This window comes from Streptomyces sp. NRRL F-5727 (assembly GCF_000719555.1).
GTDB lineage: Bacteria > Actinomycetota > Actinomycetes > Streptomycetales > Streptomycetaceae > Streptomyces.
The window spans coordinates 18,866-40,175 of record NZ_JOGX01000007.1 but is presented as its reverse complement, the minus strand read 5'-3'; the positions used below and the strand labels follow the sequence as shown (position 1 = coordinate 40,175).

Sequence of the window (21,310 nt, the reverse complement as noted above, 5' to 3'; positions counted from 1 at the left end):
CCACCGGGGGCCCCGCCGGGGCCGCCACCGACCTTGGGATACTCCACGAATGCCTCGCGTGCTCCTCATCGAAGACGACCCCTCGGTCCGCGAAGGCGTCGAGCTCGGACTCCGGCGCCGCGGGCACGAGGTCCGCACCGCCGCCACCGGTGAGGCCGGGCTCGCCGCCCTCGGCGAGTTCCGCCCCGACCTGCTGCTGCTCGACCTCATGCTGCCCGGCATGAACGGCGTCCAGGTCTGCCGCCGGGTCCGCGAGAACAGCCAGCTCCCGATCATCATGCTCACCGCCCGCGGCGACGACTTCGACGTCGTCGTCGGCCTGGAGGCGGGCGCCGACGACTACATCGTCAAACCCGCCCGCACCGAGGTCATCGAGGCCCGCATCCGGGCCGTCCTGCGCCGCATCGAGGAGCCCGGCGGCGGCCGCCCCGCCGTCGAGCACCACGGCGCCCTCGCCGTCGACCGGGCCGGCCTCACCGTCGCCAAGAACGGCGAACGGATCGCCCTCGCCCCCTCCGAGCTCAAGCTGCTGCTCCACCTCACCGCCGCCCCCGAACAGGTCTTCAGCCGCCAGCAGCTCCTGGAGCACGTCTGGGAGCACGACTACCACGGCGACGCGCGGCTGGTGGACGCCTGCGTGCGGCGGCTCCGCGCCAAGATCGAGGACACCCCCGGCGACCCCCGCTACATCCAGACCCTGCGGGGCTTCGGCTACCGCTTCGGACCGCTGTGAAGGCGTGCGTGCACCCCCGCGAGAAGCCGGGGACCGACCCGGCGGACCCCGGCGACGGGGCCCCCGCGGGGACCGCGTACACCACCACCGCCGCACCCGGCGACGGGCCCGCCGCGCCGCGCCGGGCGCGCGCCCGGCTCCGCCGCCCCCGCCCCTTCGGCCTGCGCACCCGGATGGTCTTCGCCTTCCTCCTGGTCGCCGCCGTCGGCTGCGGCACCACCGCCGCCCTCACCTACCGGGCCGCCCGCAGCGCCATCCTGGAACAGACGCAGAACACCGCCGTCTCCGCCTTCCGCGAGCAGGTCGACGCCCTCAACGTCGCCCTCCCCCTGGAGGAGGAAGCCCTCCAGGACACCCTCCGGACCATGGCCCGCCAGGGCAAACCCCGCACCTGGCGGGTCTACGCCGAGTACGGCACCCTCCGGGTCTCCTCCACCGACCGCCCCGTCTCCTCCGTCCTCACCCCGGAACTGCGGGCCCGCGCCCACCAGCGGGAGGGCACCCCGCACACCTCCTTCCAGCGCGTGGTCAAGAACGGCACCCCCTATCTGACGATGGCCGTGCCCGCCGTCTTCCGCACCCACGCCGACAAGAGCATCGCCCCCCAGCCCAGCGGCCTCGTCGTCTACGCCGTCATGGAGCTGAGCGAGGAGGAGGCGAACGTCGAGGCCATGCTCACCGCCGCCCGCGACGGAGCCCTGCCCGCCCTCGCCATCGCCCTGATACCGGCGCTGCTCGCCGCCCGAGGGGTCCTCCGCCCGGTCCGCGAACTCCGCCACGCCGCCCACAGCATGGGCCGCGGCCGCCTCGACACCCGCATCCACGCCAAGGGCAGCGACGAACTCTCCGACCTGGCCCGCACCTTCAACGAGTCCGCCGCCGAACTGGAGCGCTCCGTCACCGAGCTGCGCCGCGCCGAGGCCCGCGCCCGCCGCTTCGCCTCCGACGTCTCCCACGAGCTGCGCACCCCGCTCGCCGGGATGCTCGCCGTCACCGAGGTGCTCGACGAGGACGCCGGCGCCCTGGACAGCGACACGGCCCGCGCGGTCCGGCTGATCAGCGCCGAGACCGTCAAACTCGCCGTCCTGGTCGAGGACCTGATGGAGATCTCCCGCTTCGACGCCCGCGCCGCCGAGCTCCACACCGACGAGGTCGACGTCGCCGACTGCGTCCGCAAGACCCTCGCCGCCCGCCGCTGGACCGACCCGGAGCAGGTCCACGCCGCCCTCGGCGAGGGCATCCGGGCCCGCCTCGACCCCCGCCGCTTCGACGTCGTCGTCGCCAACCTGGTCGGCAACGCCCTGCGGCACGGCCGGGCGCTCGTCACGGTCCGGGTGTACGTCGACGACGCCGACGAGAACGCCGGCGGCGACGCCACGCTCGTCGTCCAGGTCTCCGACCGCGGCCCCGGCATCCACCCGGACGTCCTGCCGCACGTCTTCGAGCGCTTCTACAAGGCCGACCCGGCCCGCGCCCGCTCCGCCGGCAGCGGCCTCGGCCTGGCGATCACCCAGGAGAACGTCCGGCTGCACGGGGGCACCGTCGAGGCCGCCAACCATCCGGCCGGCGGCGCCGTCTTCACGGTCAGGATCCCGCTGTGAGGCGCCGCACCGGGCTCATCGCCCTGCTCGCCGCCGCCCTTCCGCTGCTCGCCGGCTGCGGCATCCAGGGCAGCGACGTCGTGGAGGCGGGCGAGGCGCCGACGGTCGACGTGCAGCCCGTCCCCGAAGGCCGGATGCTGCTCTACTTCCTCGGCCCCGGCGGCGAGCTGATGCCGGTCGCCCGGGACGTCGGCCTCTCCTTCGTCCCCGTCCCGGAGACCACCCACCCCGGCTCCGGGGAGACGGCGGACCCCGGGTCCGGGGAGACGGCGGACCCCGACCACCCGGACCGGCGCGAGATCGGCCTGACCCACCCGAACGTCCAGGGCCTGGCCACCGTGAAGGTCCTCGCCGCCCTGCTCTCCGGCCCCGGCGGCGCCGAGCTCCAGGCGGGCCTCACCACCGAGCTGCCCGCGAGCACGGAGCCGATCCGCGTCGAGCCGGAGGACGCGGGCGGGATCCGGCTCCGGACGCCGTTCCTGGTCCAGGAGCTGTCGGAGCGCGCGGTCGCCCAGCTGGTGTGCACGGCCGCGTACGCCGTCGACCGCGCCGGCGCGCGCGAGGTGACCGTCACGGGCCCCGACGGCGCCCTGCCCGCGACGGCCTGCGAGCCCTAGCGGGGCCCGGTGGGGCTCCGCGTCAGCGGCGGAGGTCGGCGAGGACCGCGTCCGTGAACGGGGTCCACGCCTCGATCGCCCACGGCCCGAAGGCCCGGTCCGTCAGCGCCACACAGGCGGCCCGGACGTCCGGGTCGATCCACAGGAAGGTGCCGGACTGGCCGAAGTGGCCGAAGGTGCGCGGCGAGGACGTGGTGCCGGTCCAGTGCGGGGCCTTGGCGCCCCGGATCTCGAAGCCGAGCCCCCAGTCGTTCGGCCGCTGGTGCCCGTAACCGGGCAGGATGCCGGTCAGACCGGGGTACGTCACCGTCATCGCGTCCAGCACCGTACGGGCGTCGAGCAGCCGCGGCGCCTGCACCTCGGCCGCGAACCGCACCAGGTCGTCCACGGTCGACACCGCGTCCTTGGCGGGGGAGCCGTCGAGCGACGTGCTCGTCATGCCCAGCGGCTCCAGGACCGCCTGGTGGAGGTAGTCCGCGAAGGGGATGTCGGTCGCCTTGGCGACCAGGTCGCCGAGGACCTCGAAGCCGGTGTTGGAGTAGATCCGGCGGGCGCCCGGCGCGGCCTGGACCCGGTTCTCGTCGAAGGCCAGCCCGGAGGTGTGGGCGAGCAGGTGCCGCACGGTCGCGCCCTCGGGACCGGCCGGCTCGTCGAGGTCGATCGCCCCCTCCTCGTACGCGACGAGCACCGCGTACGCCGCCAGCGGCTTGGTCACCGAGGCGAGCGGGAAGCGGTGCCCGGTCGGCCCGTGGCTGCCGGCCACCGTGCCGTCGGCGCGGACCACGGCCGCCGCCGCGGTGGGGACGGGCCAGTTCTCGATCGCCGCCAGGCTCGGCACCATGCTGCTCTTCATGACCCCGAGCCTACTTGCTTCGAGTGCACTCCAACCTTTTAGCGTGGGGGCATGAGCGTGATCGAGAGCGTCGAGAGCACGACCGGGTCCGCGCGGAAGGACCGCTACACGATCAGCGAGGTCGCCGCCCTGACCGGGCTCACCGCGCACACCCTGCGCTGGTACGAGCGGATCGGCCTGATGCCGCACGTCGACCGGTCGCACACCGGGCAGCGGCGCTTCACCGAACGGGACCTCGGCTGGCTGGAGTTCGTCGGCAAGCTGCGGCTCACCGGGATGCCGGTCGCGGACATGGTCCGGTACGCGGAGCTGGTCCGCGAGGGCTCCCACACCCACGCGGAGCGCCGGGCCCTCCTGGAGGCCACCCGCCGGGACGTCCGGTCCCGGATCGCCGAGCTCCAGTCCACGCTCGCCGTGCTCGACCTCAAGATCGACCACTACGGCACCATCTGCGGAGGCACTTCCTCATGAGCGACAGGATCGACACCGTACGCCTCGGCCCCGGAGAGGACGGCCCCGAGACCGGCGTCCAGGGCTTCGGCGCCATGGGCATCAGCGAGTTCTACGGCGACACCGACGAGGCCGCCGCCCGGGACACCCTCGACGCGGCCCTGGAGGCCGGCGTCACCCTGATCGACACCGCCGACATCTACGGCAACGGGGCCAACGAGGAGTTCCTCGCCCCCTTCGTCGCCGCCCACCGGGACGAGATCGTCCTCGCCACCAAGTTCGCCATCGAACGCGACCCCGAGCGCCCCGCGTACCGCGGCGTCCGCAACGACCGCGCCTACATCCGCAAGTCCGTCGAGGGCAGCCTGCGCCGGCTCGGCACCGACACCATCGACCTCTACTACATGCACCGGCGCGACCCGTCCGTGCCGTTCGCCGAGTCCGTCGGCGCGATGGCCGAACTCGTCGCCGAGGGCAAGGTGCGCCACCTCGGCCTGAGCGAGGTCACCGGGCCGGAGCTGCGCGAGGCGCACGCCGTCCACCCGATCACCGCCCTCCAGTCGGAGTGGTCGCTCTTCTCCCGGGACGTCGAGCGCTCCGCCGTGCCCGCCGCCGCCGAGCTCGGCGTCACCTTCGTGCCGTACTCGCCGCTCGGCCGCGGCTTCCTCACCGGCGCCTTCGCCGACGCCGACAAGGACCTCGCGGGCAACGACTTCCGCCGCTACCAGCCCCGCTTCACCGGCGAGAACGCCGAGCGGAACGCGGCCCTCCTCGACCCGGTCCGCACCATCGCCGCCGCGCACGGGGCGACGCCCGCGCAGATCGCCCTCGCCTGGGTGCAGCAGCGCGCCGCCGTCCACGGCCTGACGGTCGTCCCCATCCCCGGCACCCGCAAGCGGTCCCGCCTGGCGGAGAACGCCGCCGCCACCCGCATCACCCTCACCGAGGCCGAGCTCGCCGCCCTCGAACCCCTCGCGGACCTGGTGGCGGGCGACCGCTACCCGGACATGAGCTTCACCTCCGCCGCCCGCGAGGTCTGACCGCCCCCTCCGGGCCGCCCTGGGCCTCCTCACGCGAGGCCCAGGGCGAAGACCGCGAAGCCGGCCGCGAGCAGGCCCGCGAGGGTGCGGCGGGCCGGGCCGGTGCGCGCCCACGGCGACTCGAAGCCGCGCGCGTACCGCCCGATGAGCACGAGCAGTCCGGCGAAGACCGGCATCCAGGCCAGCCGGGCCAGGATCCAGCCGACCGAGTCCGGCGCCCCGACGAGACCGGGCACCTCGCCCAGGTACGAGGCGGGGACGGCCGCCGCGAGCATCGCGGTCTGGTGCCAGCACAGGATCGTCATCGCCGACAGGTTGATCACCACGACCGGAGCCCACAGGGCTGGTCGCCTCAGCAGCCGGCCGAGCCGGTCCCGCAGCAGGACCGCGGCCCCGCTCTGGGCGGCGGCGAGCGCCAGGACCAGCAGCGACGGCGGATGCGAGTTGGTGCGGGCCTCGCCGGGGACGCCGACCATCGACGCCGGGTAGCCGAAGACCAGCAGCAGCCCGGCGAAGAGCGCCGCCCCGCCGAGCAGCAGCCCCCACGCGTGCCGGCGGTTCACCCGGCCCTCGCCCCAGCTCACCCCGAGCTGGTACGCGAAGAGCCAGCCCGGCAGGATGTTCAGCAGGCTCAGCCAGGACGGCACGGCGTCCGCGTACGGGCCGTACCGCAGGAAGTCGACGACGGCGACCGAGCCGAGCAGCGGCGCCGCCGCCCACACCCCGAGCCGGCGCGCGGCCCGCACGCACAGCGGGGTCAGCGCCGTCACCACCGTGTACACCCCGACGAACCACAGCGGCTGGATCACCAGCGTCGACGCCGTCCGCAGGGTGTCCACCGGGACGCCGAGGCCGTGGTGGAGCAGCGGCAGCAGCGCCGCCCACACGGCGGTCACGCCGAGCACCGGCCGGCCGAGCCGGGCGAGCCGCCCGCCGAGCCAGGCCCGGGTGGTGCCGGTCCGGCGCCGGTAGGACAGCACGGAGGCGCAGCCGCCGACCAGGAAGAAGATCCCCAGCATCTGGAGGATCCAGCTCGCCGGGGCGAGCGCGCCGAAGGCGGCGAGCGGGGAGGCGTTGTGGATCGCGCCGTCGGCGGAGAGGGTGAACCCGCCGAGCAGCCAGTGCCCGGTGGGCACGGCGAGCAGCGCGAGGGCCCGCAGCCCGTCCACGGCCCGGTCGCGGTGGGCCGGGGTGCCGGCCTCGATCTTCCGGACGAGGGACGTCACGCGGCCGGCCCTCGTCGTGGTCGCGGTCTTCATCGGACGTCCCCCTCGGCGATCGCGGCGAAGGCGCGCAGCGAGGAGGTGCCAGGCGCGAAGTAGCCGTCGTGGCCGTCCGCGTCCTGCGCCGGTACGGGCCGGGCGCCGAACTCCGGCGCGGTCGGGTCGGCACCGTGCCCGTAGCCGGCGACGGCCACGTTCGGCACCCGGTCGATCCAGTCCGTCGGGTCCTTCGCCGCCCACACCCGGGCCGGGGTCCGCAGCTCCGCCACGTTCTCCGCCCGCATGCCGGGCGAGCCGAACACCACCAGGTCCTTGGCCTTCAGCCCGTGCGCGGCGAGACCGCAGACGACGGAGCCGTAGCTGTGGCAGAAGACGGACGGCTCGGGACGCACCCCGGCGGCCCGCAGCCCCTCCGTGAAGCGGGTCAGCCGCTCGGCACCCGCCTGCGCCAACTCGCCCGAGGCGGCGTCGAGTCCGACGCCGAGCGGGGTGGTGTAGCCGGCCCAGGCGACGACGGCGGTACGCCCGCCGGTCGCCTCCCGCAGCGCGGTGGCCTTCCGGGTGAGGGAGGCCATCCGGCCGGCGTCGACGTCGGAGCCCGGCACCAGCACCGCGACCCGCTCGGCCGTCGCCAGGTCCCCGTAGACCAGGACCGTCTGGCCCCGCCCCCGGGAGTCGTGCGCCAGGATCCGCGCCCCCGGGTAACCGCCCCGGACGGAACGGGCGTTGGCCGCGTACCGCAGCTCCAGCGGCGCCCCGTCCAGGTTCCCGACCACCGTCGGGTGTTCCCGTACGAGCCTCTCCCGCTCCTCCGGGCCGAGTCCGGCGAAGAAGCGGGCGACCCCCGCCGGGTCCATCCGCTCCGGGTCCGGCAGGCCAGCCGCCCGCCACTCGGCGGTCCCGGCCGGCGGCCCGGTGACCGGCTGCTGCGCCGTCCCGGACGCCCAGCCCGCCGTCCCCGCCACGACCGCCGTCACCATGACGGCGGTCACCAGGCTCCTCGTGATGCGGCCCATGCGGCCCTCCCTCTCTCGTCGTCGGCGAGAGGAAGGTAGGAAGACGGTGGGTGACGGCACGTCACACCGGCGAGCCAACTTCCGTCCCATACCCGGGTAGGGGGTGGACGAGCAGCCCGCCCCCGGCCCGGGGTGGGGCTAACCCCCGGGGGTCACCAGGCCCGACTCGTAGGCGAAGACCACCGCCTGCGCGCGATCCCGCAGGTCGAGCTTGGCGAGCACCCGCCCGATGTGGGTCTTCACCGTCTGCTCGGCGAGCACCAGCCGCTCCGCGATCTCCTGGTTGGACAGCCCGCGGGCGATCAGCTCCAGCACCTCGGTCTCACGCGGCGTCAGACCGTTGAGCCGGAGCGCCGTCACGTCCTTGCGTGCGGCGGGGCGGTTCGCGGCGAAGTCGGCGATGAGCCGGCGGGTCACCGACGGCGCGAGCAGCGCGTCGCCCGCCGCCACGACCCGTACGGCGGCGATGAGATCGGCCGGCGGCGCGTCCTTGAGCAGGAAGCCGGACGCCCCGGCCCGCAGCGCCTCGTACACGTAGTCGTCGACGTCGAAGGTGGTCAGCATCAGCACCTTGGGCCGGTGGGTCACCCCGGCCGGCGGGTGCAGGATCTCCCGGGCCGCCGCCAGCCCGTCCAGCTCCGGCATCCGCACGTCCATCAGCACCACGTCGGGGTGGACGGCCCGCGCCACCTCGACGCCCTGCCGCCCGTCCGGCGCCTCCCCGACCACGTCGATGTCGGTCTGCGCGGCCAGCAGCGCGGCGAACCCCGCCCGCACCATGGCCTGGTCGTCCACGATGATCACCCGAATGGTCACACGGCACCCTCGCTCGTCGTTCGTCCCCCCGCCCCGGCCACCCTAGGCCCCAGCGGCAGCGTGGCCGCGATGCGGAAGCCGCCGTCCGGGAGCGGGCCGGTGTCGAGGGTGCCCCCGGTCAGCCGGACGCGCTCGCGCATCCCGACCAGACCGTGCCCGGTGCCCGCGCTCTCCAGCGGTGCGACCGGCTCCCCGGCCGGGCCGTTGACCACCAGGACCGTCAGCCCGCCGGAGCCGTCCTCCCGCACCGACACCCGGGTCGGGGCGCCCGGCGCGTGCCGCACCACGTTGGCGAGCGCCTCCTGCACGATCCGGTACGCCGAGAGCCCCACCGCCTGCGGCACCTCGGTCCGCCCGTCCGCGAGCTCCGCGGCGAGCGCCAGCTCGGCCGGCACCCCCGCCCGCACGGTCGCCTCCACCAGCTGCTGGAGCCGGTCGAGGCCCGGCTGCGGGGCCCGCTCGCCCTCGCCGCCGTCGCTGCGGAGCACCGCGAGCAGCCGCCGCATCTCGGCCAGCGACTCGCGCGCGCTGCCCGCGATCGAGGCGAACTCCTCCCGGGCCGCCTCCGGCAGCTCGGGGATCCGGTACGGGGCGGAGTCCGCCTGCACGGTGATCACCGACATGTGGTGGGCGACCACGTCGTGCAGCTCCCGGGCGATCCGGGCCCGCTCCTCCAGGAGCGTGCGGCGAGCCCGCTCGGCCTCGCTGATCGTCTCCTGCTCGGCGAGTCTTCGCTGCGCCTCCCCGCGCGCCCGGATCGCCGAGGTGAGCAGCAGCAGCACCCCGCTGAGCACGAAGAGGAGCGTGGTGACGCCCGGGTCGCCGTACGGCCGCACGGTCTCCAGCAGATAGCCGGCCGCACCGGTCGCCAGCCACACCCCGAGGAGGGTGCGGCGCGGCTCGCGCAGCCCGAGCGCCAGCATCAGCGCGCAGTACCCGACGACGACCGGCGGGGTCCACGGCCACAGCTGGGCGCGGGGCCCGTCGGAGGCCATCAGGACGAGTGCCCCGGCGATGTCGGCGGGGAACACGATCCACCAGGCATGCAGCGGTCTGGTGGTGGCCAGCAGCAGCGGCGCGGTCTGCGCGGTGGCGAGCGCCCCGGCCAGCGCGCCGGGCACGTCGTAGTCGTGCATGAGGAGATGGACGGTGACCGGGAGCAGGGAGGCGACGAGCGCGACCCCGAACCCGTACGGCAGCAGCCTCATCCACCAGGACGAGGCACCCGCGAAGGGCGGCGAGCCCGGCGCGGCGGGCGTGGCGAAGGTGGCCTCCAGGGCCTGCACGGCCACCCGGGACCATCCCTGGAGCCGCACCGTGAGCCGCCGCGCTCCTGATCGCTTCTCGAACGCTTTCATGACGAGTCAGCCTAGGTTCGCGCCCGCCGACCGTCGTCGTACCAGGGAGGACAATCCCGGGTCAGACTCTGGTATGACGGCGCGCGACCTTCGTCGCGCGCCCCACCGCCGCCGGCGTCCGCCGCCTGCCGCCTGCCGCCTGCCGGGCGAGCCGCCTGACGCCCGCCGCCGTCCGGCCGGCGTCCCATCGATGCCCGGCCGACGTCCGGCCGGCGCTGGGCCCAGCAGGCTCGGTCGCGGGGCGTCGCCGCCTGTCGCCTGACGCCTGCCGGGTGGGCCGCCTGCCGCCCGCCGCCGTCCGGCCGCGGAACTCCTCGCCGCTACAGCTCGGCGAGGAGTTCCGTCTTCTTCGCGGCGAATTCCTCGTCCGTCACCAGGCCCGCCTGATGCAGTTCGCCCAAGTGGCGAATCCTTTCAGCGATGGCGCCGGGATCGCCGTGCGCCGCGCTGCGGGCGCCCGCGGGGACGGGGGTGCGGTCCTTGGCGCGGATCGCCGCGAGGACGGCCGCCGCGAACGGGAGGGAGTCGTGCACCGGTCCGTAGCCCAGGCCGAAGACGACCGACGCCGGGTCGTGGTCGGGCGGGTCCGTCCGGGGCGCGCCGCCCCGGGGGAGCAGCCGCAGGAACCCACCGGGGGAGTCGGGCGAGCGCCACTCGACCCCGCTCAGCTCCCGGACCCGGAAGGACTGGTCGCCGGTCTTCCACTTCTCCGACGTCGCCATCGTCGAGGACCAGCGGAAGGAGACCTCCGACGACCCGTCGAACGTGGCCTTCCCGTCGTACGCCTTGAAGGAGCGCGGCCCCCGCGGCGCCTCGACGAGGAACCCCGCGTCGAGCCGGTCCACCGGGTCCGCGGGGATCACCGCCGCCAGCTCGTCGCGCCAGCGCGCGGCGAGGTCCTCCCGGTCGGCGGGCAGCGCCAGCCGGTACGGGTCGCAGGTCTCCTTGAGCTGCCCCGCCGCCGCTTCCATCAGCGGATCGGCGCCCGGCCGCGGCACGGCGTGCAGGACGACCGTCCCGCGTCGGCCCGGCGCGAGCGTCGCCGCGACCAGCGCCTCGTACGGCACGCGTCGCTCACGCAGCGCCTGGAACAGCCTCGGCGTACGGATCCCCCGTTCGAAGCGGATGACAAGTGCGTCGCTCTCCAGCTCCCAGGTGGCATGATTTCCGGCCAGCACATCACCCATACGCCTCATCGTAAGCGGCGCGTGGCCGTGCGTCGCCCCTCGGAACTATCCCGAAATTCCGTGATCTACGCGCGTCAGAGGCCGGTGCCGCCGGAGATTCCTCCGTGGCACACGCTGTCGGCACGTGCGCAGACGATCCGTCCGAAGGCCCCTGCGCCTATCGCGGCGAAGTTCCCGAGGCTCTCCGTACCCGGCTCGAAATAGCCGCTGTGCCCGGCCGCCCCGGCCGCCGAGACCAGCCGCGCCCCGAACTCCGGCGCCACCGGATCCGCCCCGTGCCCGACCCCGCCGAGCTCCAGGTGGGGCACGTCCGCGATCCAGTCGCCGGCGTCCCGCATCGCCCAGATCCTGGCCCGGGTGCCCAGCTCGGCGGCGGTCTCCACCCGCATCCCGGGGCTGCCCGCCACCGCCAGGTCGGTCACCCGCTCCGGCAGCCGGGGCGCGGCGATCCCGCAGAGCACGGAGCCGTAGCTGTGGCAGAAGAGCGCCACCCGCGCCCTCCCCGGCAGGCCCTCGGTCAGCCGGACGAGCCGCGCGGCCCCGGTCGCGGCGAGCCGGCCGGTCGCCGCGTCCACCCCCACCCGGGCGGGCGCGGTGTACCCGGCCCAGGCGATGACCGCGACCCGGGCGCCGGGCGCGGTGCGCCGCTCGGCCTCGTACAGCGCCTGCGCCATGCCGACGGGGGCGGTGTACCGCCCGCGGGTCTTCTGGAAGGTGAGCAGGTGCGTGTCGACGCCGGGCACGATCACCGACACCCGCCGGGCCCGCTCCAGATCGCCCAGCACCTCGGCGGCCCGCCCCGTACCGGTCGGGTCGAAGGCGAGGATCCGGCGGCCCGGCTCCAGAAGGGAGACGAAGCGGTCCACCCGCCGGCGGGCCTCGTGCCGGCCCTCGGCGGAGAGCCGGGTGTCGTGGAGGCGGGGCCGTTCGGCCGCCAGCGCCCGGGTGAGCGCGATCCGGTTGGCGCGGTAGCGCAGGGCCGGCGGGGCGCCGTCGAGATTGCCGACGACGAGCGGATGCCGCTCGGCGAGGCCCTCGGCGCGGGCCGGCCCGAGCGCGGCGAACCAGGCCGCGACCGTACGGGGCGGGGCGGTGTCCGGGTCGGGCGGCGGTACGTCGCCGATCCGCTCCCGCGCCCAGGAGACCAGCGCGGCCTCCATGGAGAGCCCGGACACCGGCCGCTGCCGGATGGTGGTCCATCCGGTGGTGGCCAGCATCACCAGGACGACACCCAGCACGAGCAGGGTGCGCAGGACGGTGAGGGACGGAGGGGCGTCGGCGGAGGTCACGGGCGGACACCCTAGACGGCGAAGATGACGCACCCGTCCGCCCGGTCCCGATCTCTGTCCCTGTGCCGGTCCCGGTCCCGGTCCCGGTCCCAGCCCCAGTCCTGGCCCCAGCCCCGGTCCTGGCCCCGGTCCCGGTCCCAGCCCCGGTCCCGGTCCCAGCCCCAGTCCTGGCCCCAGCCCCAGTCCCGCTCCCCGTCCCGGGCTCAGTCCTCCCCGGGGGACGCTCAGCCGCGCCCGCCCGGTTCCCGCCAGTGCAGCGAGAGCGCGGGCCCCAGGTGGTCCAGGTACCACTCGGTGAGCGCCCGGATGCCCTCCAGGCTGCGGTCCGGCCCCTTGCCCCACATCTGCGCGGTGACCCGCATCACCCCGCTGAAGGCGGCGACCGCGATCCGCGGCCGCGGATCGGCGTCCACGTCGAGTCCCTCGCGGCGCGCGACGAGCCGGGCGATGGTCTCCTCCATCTCACTGGACCGCCGCAGATGCGCGGCGAGCAGCGCCGGCGTCGACTCGATCATGAAGAAGGTCCGCAGATACAGCTCGACCGGGACGACCTCGTCGATCGCGTCGCCCACCCCGTCCCAGGCGGCGAGCACCGCGTTCCGCATCGCGTCGAAGGGGCCCTCGTCCGGCGGGCGCAGCGCCAGCGCCCGGACGAACTCCTCCTCCACCATCCGCTGGACGGCGAAGGCGACCTCCTCCTTGGAGGAGAAGTAGCGGAAGAAGGTGCGCTGGGAGACCTCGACCGCGTCGACGATCTCGTCGACGGTGGTCCGCTCGTATCCCCGCGTGGTGAAGAGTTCCAGGGCGACCCGGATCAGCGCGTCGCGGGTGCGCTGCTTCTTCCGCTCGCGCAGGCCGGGCGCGGGCACGGTCACGGAGGTCTCTTTTCGGTCGATTACGGGGCCTTATGCCTGCTCAGGGTACCTGTGAGCTACGTGACAGTTACCGACGTGTGAATCACTTTGTCAATTGTCAGTGACTGTCACTAGCCTCCTCCTATGACTAGTCAGACCAGTTTGGAAAAGGCCCCGCAGGGCCAGGGGGGCGTACGGGAACCGGCTCCGGTCCCGGCGAAGGGCCTGCGCGGCCACCCCTGGCTGACTCTGATCGCCGTCGCCGTCGGCGTGATGATGGTGGCGCTCGACGGCACGATCGTCGCCATCGCCAACCCCGCCATCCAGGCCGACCTCGGCGCCTCCCTGGACCAGCTCCAGTGGATCACCAACGGTTACCTGCTCGCGCTCGCCGTCGCCCTGATCACCGCCGGCAAGCTCGGCGACCGCTTCGGCCACCGCCAGACCTTCCTCATCGGCATCGCGGGCTTCGCCGCCGCCTCCGGCGCGATCGGCCTCTCCGACTCGATCGCCTTCGTGATCGCCTTCCGGGTCCTCCAGGGCCTCTTCGGCGCCCTGCTGATGCCGGCCGCGCTCGGCCTGCTGCGCGCCACCTTCCCCGCCGAGAAGCTGAACATGGCCATCGGCATCTGGGGCATGGTCATCGGCGCCTCGACCGCGGGCGGTCCGATCCTCGGCGGCTTCCTCGTCGAGCACGTGAGCTGGCAGTCCGTCTTCTTCATCAACGTGCCGGTGGGCGTGGTCGCGCTCGTGCTCGGTCTGGTCATCCTGAGGGACCACCGCGCCGAGAACGCGCCGCGCTCCTTCGACGTCCTCGGCATCGCGCTGCTCTCCGGCGCGATGGGCCTGCTCGTCTGGAGCCTCATCAAGGCGGGCGCGGACTGGGGCTGGACCAGCGCCAACACCTGGGGCTGTCTGATCGGCTCGATCGTCCTCTTCGCGGTCTTCGCCGTCTGGGAGACCAAGGTCAGGGAGCCGCTCATCCCGCTCGCCATGTTCCGCTCCGTGCCGCTCTCGGCCGGTGTGGTGCTGATGGTCCTGATGGCCTTCGCCTTCATGGGCGGCCTCTTCTTCGTGACCTTCTACCTCCAGGGCGTGAAGGGGCTCGGCCCGATCGACGCGGGCCTGCGGCTGCTCCCGCTGACCGCGATGATGATCGTCTCCTCGCCGCTGGCCGGCGCGCTCATCACCAGGTTCGGCCCGCGGGTGCCGCTCGTCGGCGGCATGATCTGCACGGCGGCCGCGATGTTCGGCATGATCACGCTCTCGGCCGGGACGAGCACGCTGGCGATGTCCCTCTGGTTCGCCCTCCTCGGTCTGGGCCTCGCCCCGGTCATGGTCGGCGCCACCGAGGTCATCGTCGGCAACGCGCCGCTGGAGCTCTCCGGCGTCGCCGGCGGCCTCCAGCAGGCCGCCATGCAGGTCGGCGGCGCGCTGGGCACGGCGGTGCTCGGCGCCGTCATGTCCTCCAAGGTGTCCGGCGCCTTCGCGGAGAACTGGAAGGAGGCCGGGATCCCGGTCCCGGCCGACCCGCGTCTGGAGGAGGCCGCCGAGTTCGGCATGGCCCCGGAGGCGCTGGCGCAGGCGCCCGGCATGACCCCGGAGCTCTTCGCCAAGATCTCCGACGTCATCCACGACACCTTCCTCCAGGGCATGGGCCTGGCCTTCACCGTCGCCGGTGTCGTCGCCGTGGTCGCGGCCCTGGTCGCCACGCTGACCAAGCGCGGTGAGAACGCGGAGGCCGGGATGGGCGGCGGTCACATCTGACCCGGAGGTTCCCCAGGGGGGTCGTCACCCGTTCGAAGGAACGGGGGCGGCCCCTCTTCCGTTCGGAGGGTCACCTCGTCCATGCTCATGATTACAGAGAGTGACGACATGGGGGTTGATCTGCATGAACTGTGTGACGGGGAAGACGTCGGCCGTGCTCGCGGGGCTGGTCGTCCTGCTGCTGGCCGCCCTTCCGGCCACGGCCGCTCCGGCGGCTCCGACCGCCGCGGCAGCGCCGGCGGCCCGGGAAGCCCCAGCCGCTTCGGAAGCCCCGGCCGCCCGGGAAGCCGCCGCCCTGGAAGCCCCGGCCGCTCCGGCGGCCGGGGCCGCGCTCGGGGCCTGCGGGCCCGGGCGGCTCTGCCTCTGGCCGAAGCCCGACTTCAAGGGCAGGCCGTGGGCGTACGAACTGGCGACGACGGACCTCGACAGCTGCGTCGCCCTCCCGGCCGGGGCCTCGGCCCAGTCCCTGGCCGTCCGCACGGGCCGGCCGGTCACCGCGTACCAGTCGGCGGAGTGCGCGGAGACGGGCGAGTTCGAGACCTACCCGGGCCGGGGCACCTGGGTCCCGCAGACGCCGTACGAGGTCAGGGCCTTCAAGCTGTGGGAGCGATAGCCGCCCCCGGCTCCGGCGCGGCCGCGTCCGGTACGGCCTCCGGCGCCGTGGTCTGCGGGGGCACCGGGCCCGAGAGGCGGGCGACCTCGGCGCGGAGCTCGCGGACCTCCCGGGTCAGCGCCTCCAGGAGCTCCGTCTGACGCCGCTCCACCGCGTCGTCCCGCTCGAAGCGGGCGATGAACCAGGCCGCGATGTTGGCGGTGACGACACCCAGCAGGGCGATGCCCGACAGCATCAGACCGACCGCGAGCACCCGGCCCAGCCCCGTCGTCGGCGCGTGGTCGCCGTACCCGACCGTCGTCATCGTGGTGAACGACCACCAGACGGCGTCGCCCAGGGTCTTGATGTTGCCGTCCGGGGCGTCCCGCTCCACGTGCAGCACCGCCAGCGAGCCGAACATCATCAGTCCGACCACCGCGCCCGCCACATAGGTGGTGAGCGTGATCTGCGGGGCCATCCGGGCCCGCCGGCCCACGAGGAGGAGGGTGGAGACCACACGCAGCAGCCGCAGCGGCTGCACCAGCGGCAGCACGACCGCGAGCAGATCGAGGGGGTGGGAGCGGACGAAGGTCCAGCGGGAGGAGGCGAGCAGCAGCCGGACCAGATAGTCCACCGCGAAGGCGCCCCACACCGCCCACTCCACGTAGTGGCACAGCCGGAGCACCGACGGCTCGGCGCCCGGCGTGATGATCGGCACCGCGTACGCGATGCCGAAGGCCACCGCCAGCACCAGCAGCGGGGTCTGGGTGCGCTCTTCCCAGCGGACCTTCAGGGGGCGCTCCTTCTTCACGGACATGCGGGGAATCGTAAGGAATGCCGAGGGGCGGCGGGACCGCCGGTCCCACCGCCCCTCACCAGGCACTGTCGCCCCGCGGGCTCCGTCAGGCGTCGCCGCCCGCCGGGCCCGGGTCGGCGGCCGCCACGTCGAGCAGCTGGTAGCGGTCCACCGCCTGCTTCAGGACCGCACGGTCCACCTTGCCGTCACGGGCCAGCTCGGTCAGCACCGCGAGGACCACCGACTGGGCGTCGATGTGGAAGTACCGGCGGGCGGCGCCGCGGGTGTCCGCGAAACCGAAACCGTCCGCACCGAGGGAGGTGTACGAGCCGGGGACCCAGCGGGCGATCTGGTCCGGCACCGAACGCATCCAGTCCGAGACCGCCACGAAGGGGCCCTCGGCGGCCTGGAGCTTGCGGGTGACGTACGGGACGCGCTGCTCCTCGTCCGGGTGGAGCAGGTTGTGCTCCTCGACCGCCACCGCCTCGCGGCGCAGCTCGTTCCAGGAGGTCGCGGACCAGACGTCGGCCTTCACGTTCCACTCCTCGGCGAGGATCCGCTGCGCCTCGATCGCCCACGGGACGGCGACGCCCGAGGCCATGATCTGCGCCGGGATCGTGCCCGCCTCGGCGCGCCGGAAGAGGTGGATGCCCTGGAGGATGCCCTCCACGTCCACGTCCTCCGGCTCGGCCGGGTGCTGGATCGGCTCGTTGTAGACCGTCAGGTAGTAGAAGACGTCCTCCGCCTGGGGGCCGTACATCCGGCGCAGACCGTCCTTGACGATGTGCGCGATCTCGAAGCCGAACGCCGGGTCGTAGGAGATGCAGGCCGGGTTCGTCGAAGCGAGGAGGTGCGAGTGACCGTCCGCGTGCTGGAGGCCCTCGCCGGTCAGCGTGGTGCGGCCGGCGGTGGCGCCCAGGACGAAACCGCGCGCGAGCTGGTCGGCCATCTGCCAGAACTGGTCGCCGGTCCGCTGGAAGCCGAACATCGAGTAGAAGACGTAGACCGGGATCAGCGGCTCGCCGTGGGTGGCGTAGGCCGAGCCGGCGGCGATCAGCGAGGCCGTGCAGCCGGCCTCGGAGATGCCGTCGTGCAGCATCTGGCCGGTCGGGGACTCCTTGTAGGCGAGGAGGAGTTCACGGTCCACCGCCTCGTACTGCTGCCCCAGCGGGTTGTAGATCTTGGCGCTCGGGAAGAAGGAGTCCATGCCGAAGGTGCGGTACTCGTCCGGCGCGATCAGCACGAAGCGCTTGCCGATCTCCTTGTCCCGCATCAGGTCCTTCAGCAGCCGGACGAAGGCCATCGTGGTGGCGATCGACTGCTGGCCCGAGCCCTTGCGGACCGCGGCGTAGGTCTTGTCGTCCGGCAGCGCCAGCGGCCGGGAGCGCACCACCCGGGTGGGCACGTAGCCGCCCAGCGCGTTGCGCCGGTCGTGCATGTACTGGATCTCCTCGGAGTCCCGGCCCGGGTGGTAGTACGGCGGCAGGCCGGACTCCAGCTCCTTGTCGGTCACCGGGATGTGCAGCCGGTCGCGGAAGCGCTTGAGGTCGTCGACCGTCAGCTTCTTCATCTGGTGGGTGGCGTTGCGGCCCTCGAAGTTCGGGCCGAGGGTCCAGCCCTTGACGGTCTGGGCCAGGATCACCGTCGGCTGGCCCTTGTGGGCCTTGGCCGCCGCATAGGCCGCGTAGATCTTCTTGTGGTCGTGGCCGCCGCGGCCCAGGTGCAGGATCTGCTGGTCCGACATCGACTCGACCATCGCCCGCAGCCGGTGGTCGTCGCCGAAGAAGTGGTCGCGGATGTACGCGCCGGTCTCCGTCGCGTACGTCTGGAACTGCCCGTCCGGCGTGGTGTTCAGCTTGTTCACCAGGATGCCGTCCCGGTCCTGGGCGAGCAGCGGGTCCCAGGAGCGGTCCCAGATCAGCTTGATGACGTTCCAGCCGTTGCCCCGGAAGATCGACTCCAGCTCCTGGATGATCTTGCCGTTGCCGCGGACCGGGCCGTCGAGCCGCTGGAGGTTGCAGTTGACGACGAAGGTGAGGTTGTCCAGGCCCTCGCGGGCCGCGATGGAGAGCTGGCCGAGCGACTCGACCTCGTCCATCTCGCCGTCCCCGAGGAAGGCCCACACATGGGACTTGGAGGTGTCGGCGATCCCGCGCGCCTCCATGTACCGGTTCATCCGGGCCTGGTAGATCGCGCCGAGCGGGCCGAGGCCCATCGACACCGTCGGGAACTCCCAGAAGTCCGGCATCAGCCGCGGGTGCGGGTAGGACGACAGGCCGTTCGGGTACTTCGACTTCTCCTGGCGGAAGCCGTCGAGCTGGGTCGCCGACAGCCGGTCCAGCAGGAAGGCGCGGGCGTAGATGCCGGGGGAGGCGTGGCCCTGGAAGAAGATCTGGTCGCCGCCGTCGCCCTCGTCCTTGCCCCGGAAGAAGTGGTTGAAGCCCACGTCGTAGAGGGAGGCGGAGGAGGCGAAGGTCGCGATGTGACCGCCGACGCCGATACCCGGGCGCTGCGCGCGCGAGACCATCACGGCCGCGTTCCACCGGGTGGCGTTGAGGACCCTGCGCTCGATCTCCTCGTTGCCGGGGAAGAAGGGCTCGTCCCTGGTCGCGATGGTGTTGACGTAGTCCGTGCTGCGCATCTCGGGCACGGCCACCCGCTTCTCGCGGGCGCGCTCGATCAGCCGGAGCATCAGATAGCGGGCCCGCTCCCGGCCCCGCTCGTCGACGGCCGCGTCGAGGGAGTCGAGCCACTCCTGGGTCTCTTCGGGGTCGAAATCCGGGACCTGGCTGGGAAGGCCGCCAATGATGATCGGGTTGCGATCGGATCCGGGAGCCACGCTGTTCCTTCGCTGGTCGGGGGGAGCCCCACGAGGGAGGGGAGCCCCTTTGAGGCCGGGATGTCCGAGGCCGGGAACGTCCATCGTGTACCCGGCTCGCGGCACACGTCATCTTTACCGAGAGGTAACCCTCTCCGCGCCGTTCCTGCGCACCGGGTGCGGTCAAATCGCAACCTTACGCCCAATCCGCGCATGCGTTTCGGCAGAGCGTTCGGCAGACTGAAACCGCAGAAGCCCGCGTAGCGGGACGAATCGTGTACGCCCGATCACGGAGCGCTGTCGAAAGCCGCCGGAAGTTGCGGTGAGACGGCCCCAAACGTCACCGTTTCGGCGGTCTCCACGGCCGGGTACTTGCGCGATCCGCCCCGTCACGTGTGGACTACGGCCAGCGCCGCGCGCATGCGCGGCCCGAGCATTTTCCGATACATGATCAGGAGGCAAGCCGTGAGCGCGACCGCGGACCACGCGGAGGAGCGGACCAACCCGGCGGCGAGGCTGGGGTTCGAGCCCGGACAGGTGGTCCAGGAGATCGGCTACGACGACGACGTCGACCAGGATCTCCGTGAAGGCATCGAGTCCATCATCGGCCAGGAACTCATGGACGAGGAGTACGACGACGTCGCCGACGCCGTCGTCCTCTGGTTCCGCGACGAGGACGGTGATCTCACCGACGCACTGGTGGACAGCATCGGTCTGCTGGAGGACGGCGGCAACATCTGGCTGCTGACTCCGAAGACCGGCCGCGACGGCTACATCGAGCCGAGCGACATCAACGATGCCGCGCAGACCGCTGGGCTCTCCCAGTCCAAGAGCATCAGCGTCGCGAAGGACTGGACGGGCACCCGCCTGGTCGCTCCCAAGCGCTGATCCCCCTGCTGCGCGAAGCCCCCGCCGGTGCCCCGGCGGGGGCTTTCGCGCGTCCCCGGCCGTCCGCCCCCGGGCTCGCGCGGGAGCCCGCCGGCCAGGCCGTAGGGTGGGGTTCACCGGTTCGGCCCAGAGGCCGGGCCCCGTCGAAGGGATGCGTACGCGATGGCGATCGAGGTCGGCACCAAGGCCCCCGATTTCGAGCTCAAGGACAACCACGGCCGCACCGTGAAGCTGTCCGACTACCGCGGCGAGAAGAACGTGGTGCTGCTCTTCTACCCGTTCGCCTTCACCAGCGTGTGCACCGGCGAGCTGTGCGAGCTCCGGGACAACCTGCCGAAGTTCGTCAACGACGACACCCAGCTGCTCGCCGTCTCCAACGACTCCATCCACACCCTGCGCGTCTTCGCCGAGCAGGAGGGCCTGGAGTACCCGCTGCTCTCCGACTTCTGGAAGCACGGCGAGGCGTCCCGCGCCTACGGCGTCTTCGACGAGGACAAGGGCTGCGCCGTCCGGGGCACCTTCATCATCGACAAGGAGGGCGTCGTCCGCTGGACGGTCGTCAACGCCCTGCCGGACGCCCGCGACCTCGACGCGTACGTGAAGGCGCTCGAGACCCTCTGAGCCCGCCGCCCCGGGCCCGGAATCGGCGGTCCGCGCCGACATCCCCCGAATCCCCGGGCGAATCGCCTGTTTCGACTGGGAACCCGTCACTAGGATCCAGTCGTTGATCCGATGCCAACGCACGACCGGGGGCGCTGCCCCTGGAAACCAATGATGGAGGGACTCGTGGGAGTCAGCCTCAGCAAGGGCGGCAACGTCTCGCTGACCAAGGAGGCCCCTGGCCTCACCGCCGTGACCGTCGGTCTGGGCTGGGACGTCCGTACCACCACCGGTACGGACTTCGACCTCGACGCCAGCGCCATCCTGGTGAGCGAGGCCGGCAAGGTGCGCAACGACCAGGACTTCGTCTTCTTCAACAACCTCAAGAGCGCCGACGGTTCCGTCGAGCACACCGGTGACAACCTCACCGGTGAGGGCGAGGGCGACGACGAGCAGGTCAAGGTCAACCTGGCCGGCGTCCCGGCCGACGTGGCCAAGATCGTCTTCCCGGTGTCCATCTACGACGCCGAGAACCGCCAGCAGTCCTTCGGCCAGGTGCGCAACGCGTTCATCCGCGTCGTGAACCAGGCCGGCGGCGCCGAGATCGCGCGGTACGACCTCTCCGAGGACGCCTCGACCGAGACCGCCATGGTCTTCGGCGAGCTGTACCGCCACGGCGCGGAGTGGAAGTTCCGCGCGGTCGGCCAGGGTTACGCCTCGGGCCTGCGCGGCATCGCGCAGGACTTCGGCGTCAACGTCTGAGCCGAACACCTGCAGGGCCGTCCGGGGCCGGGCCGTCGAGGCCCGGGACC

20 protein-coding genes are annotated in these 21,310 nt (G+C 73.2%); 10 read left to right on the top strand and 10 right to left on the bottom strand.

Annotated elements, in window-relative coordinates:
- The first annotated feature begins 49 nt into the window (after positions 1–49).
- From IF73_RS0107625 to IF73_RS0107615, 3 genes are read left to right on the top strand one after another with little or no spacing between them, the layout of a single operon-like run.
- Complete coding sequence (locus IF73_RS0107625; protein ID WP_031004835.1) at positions 50–733, top strand: response regulator transcription factor; 684 nt, start codon at positions 50–52, stop codon at positions 731–733.
- 8 nt (positions 734–741) lie between these two features.
- Positions 742–2,334, top strand: coding sequence for a sensor histidine kinase (locus tag IF73_RS0107620; RefSeq protein WP_078867984.1), 1,593 nt, complete (start codon positions 742–744; stop codon positions 2,332–2,334).
- Positions 2,331–2,951 carry a hypothetical protein gene (locus tag IF73_RS0107615; RefSeq protein WP_037878540.1) on the top strand — a complete coding sequence of 207 codons (621 nt, stop codon included), beginning with the start codon at positions 2,331–2,333 and terminating at the stop codon, positions 2,949–2,951. The genes IF73_RS0107620 and IF73_RS0107615 overlap by 4 nt, the downstream gene beginning before the upstream one ends.
- A 22-nt stretch (positions 2,952–2,973) precedes the next feature.
- On the opposite strand, the gene IF73_RS0107610 is transcribed toward IF73_RS0107615, so the two are convergent.
- Positions 2,974–3,804 carry a serine hydrolase domain-containing protein gene (locus IF73_RS0107610; RefSeq protein ID WP_031004829.1) on the bottom strand — a complete coding sequence of 277 codons (831 nt, stop codon included), beginning with the start codon at positions 3,802–3,804 and terminating at the stop codon, positions 2,974–2,976.
- Positions 3,805–3,855: 51 nt separating this feature from the next.
- Between IF73_RS0107610 and IF73_RS0107605 the strand changes: the two genes are divergently transcribed.
- Complete coding sequence (locus IF73_RS0107605) at positions 3,856–4,275, top strand: MerR family transcriptional regulator (protein WP_031004827.1); 420 nt, start codon at positions 3,856–3,858, stop codon at positions 4,273–4,275.
- Positions 4,272–5,294: an aldo/keto reductase gene (locus tag IF73_RS0107600; RefSeq protein ID WP_031004825.1), complete on the top strand. Its 1,023-nt coding sequence runs from the start codon at positions 4,272–4,274 to the stop codon at positions 5,292–5,294. Before IF73_RS0107605 ends, IF73_RS0107600 begins: the two co-directional genes overlap by 4 nt.
- A gap of 29 nt (positions 5,295–5,323) precedes the next feature.
- Here the strand turns inward: IF73_RS0107600 and IF73_RS0107595 are convergent, their stop codons facing one another.
- The 7 genes from IF73_RS0107595 to IF73_RS0107565 form a co-directional block, all read right to left on the bottom strand.
- Positions 5,324–6,553 (bottom strand): acyltransferase family protein, encoded by a 1,230-nt coding sequence (locus IF73_RS0107595; RefSeq protein WP_051716607.1) that lies wholly within the window; start codon positions 6,551–6,553, stop codon positions 5,324–5,326.
- Positions 6,550–7,533 carry an alpha/beta hydrolase gene (locus IF73_RS0107590; protein WP_031004822.1) on the bottom strand — a complete coding sequence of 328 codons (984 nt, stop codon included), beginning with the start codon at positions 7,531–7,533 and terminating at the stop codon, positions 6,550–6,552. The genes IF73_RS0107595 and IF73_RS0107590 overlap by 4 nt, the downstream gene beginning before the upstream one ends.
- A 138-nt stretch (positions 7,534–7,671) precedes the next feature.
- Positions 7,672–8,349: a response regulator gene (locus IF73_RS0107585; RefSeq protein WP_031004821.1), complete on the bottom strand. Its 678-nt coding sequence runs from the start codon at positions 8,347–8,349 to the stop codon at positions 7,672–7,674.
- Positions 8,346–9,707 (bottom strand): sensor histidine kinase, encoded by a 1,362-nt coding sequence (locus IF73_RS0107580; RefSeq protein WP_051716606.1) that lies wholly within the window; start codon positions 9,705–9,707, stop codon positions 8,346–8,348. Before IF73_RS0107580 ends, IF73_RS0107585 begins: the two co-directional genes overlap by 4 nt.
- Positions 9,708–10,027: 320 nt before the next feature.
- The gene (locus tag IF73_RS0107575) at positions 10,028–10,894 is read right to left on the bottom strand and encodes a DUF4429 domain-containing protein (protein ID WP_031004818.1); all 867 of its coding nucleotides are present in this window, start codon (positions 10,892–10,894) and stop codon (positions 10,028–10,030) included.
- A 74-nt stretch (positions 10,895–10,968) separates the two neighbouring features.
- The gene (locus IF73_RS0107570; RefSeq protein WP_031004816.1) at positions 10,969–12,183 is read right to left on the bottom strand and encodes an alpha/beta hydrolase; all 1,215 of its coding nucleotides are present in this window, start codon (positions 12,181–12,183) and stop codon (positions 10,969–10,971) included.
- Between the two features lie 224 nt (positions 12,184–12,407).
- Positions 12,408–13,052 (bottom strand): TetR family transcriptional regulator, encoded by a 645-nt coding sequence (locus tag IF73_RS0107565; RefSeq protein ID WP_031004814.1) that lies wholly within the window; start codon positions 13,050–13,052, stop codon positions 12,408–12,410.
- A 129-nt stretch (positions 13,053–13,181) separates the two neighbouring features.
- Here IF73_RS0107565 and IF73_RS0107560 point away from each other — a divergent pair, with 129 nt between their 5' ends.
- Both IF73_RS0107560 and IF73_RS0107555 read left to right on the top strand, forming a co-directional pair.
- Positions 13,182–14,804, top strand: coding sequence for an MFS transporter (locus tag IF73_RS0107560; protein ID WP_031004812.1), 1,623 nt, complete (start codon positions 13,182–13,184; stop codon positions 14,802–14,804).
- A gap of 124 nt (positions 14,805–14,928) precedes the next feature.
- Entirely contained in the window at positions 14,929–15,417 is a 489-nt protein-coding gene (locus IF73_RS0107555; protein ID WP_078867977.1) for a peptidase inhibitor family I36 protein, read from the top strand.
- Here IF73_RS0107555 and IF73_RS0107550 read toward each other — a convergent pair.
- The gene (locus IF73_RS0107550; RefSeq protein ID WP_037878532.1) at positions 15,398–16,213 is read right to left on the bottom strand and encodes a potassium channel family protein; all 816 of its coding nucleotides are present in this window, start codon (positions 16,211–16,213) and stop codon (positions 15,398–15,400) included. The genes IF73_RS0107555 and IF73_RS0107550 overlap by 20 nt on opposite strands.
- An 85-nt stretch (positions 16,214–16,298) precedes the next feature.
- Positions 16,299–19,031, bottom strand: a complete 2,733-nt coding sequence (aceE, locus tag IF73_RS0107545) for a pyruvate dehydrogenase (acetyl-transferring), homodimeric type (RefSeq protein WP_031004806.1) — start codon at positions 19,029–19,031, stop codon at positions 16,299–16,301.
- 444 nt (positions 19,032–19,475) lie between these two features.
- Here aceE and IF73_RS0107540 point away from each other — a divergent pair, with 444 nt between their 5' ends.
- The 3 genes from IF73_RS0107540 to IF73_RS0107530 all read left to right on the top strand — a co-directional run bounded on the left by IF73_RS0107540 (position 19,476) and on the right by IF73_RS0107530 (position 21,260).
- Positions 19,476–19,898, top strand: coding sequence for a DUF3052 domain-containing protein (locus IF73_RS0107540; RefSeq protein ID WP_031004804.1), 423 nt, complete (start codon positions 19,476–19,478; stop codon positions 19,896–19,898).
- 162 nt (positions 19,899–20,060) lie between these two features.
- A complete protein-coding gene (locus IF73_RS0107535) occupies positions 20,061–20,519 on the top strand; it encodes a peroxiredoxin (protein WP_031004802.1) in 459 nt (152 codons plus the stop codon).
- Between the two features lie 165 nt (positions 20,520–20,684).
- A complete protein-coding gene (locus tag IF73_RS0107530) occupies positions 20,685–21,260 on the top strand; it encodes a TerD family protein (RefSeq protein ID WP_030495317.1) in 576 nt (191 codons plus the stop codon).
- Positions 21,261–21,310: the final 50 nt, after the last annotated feature.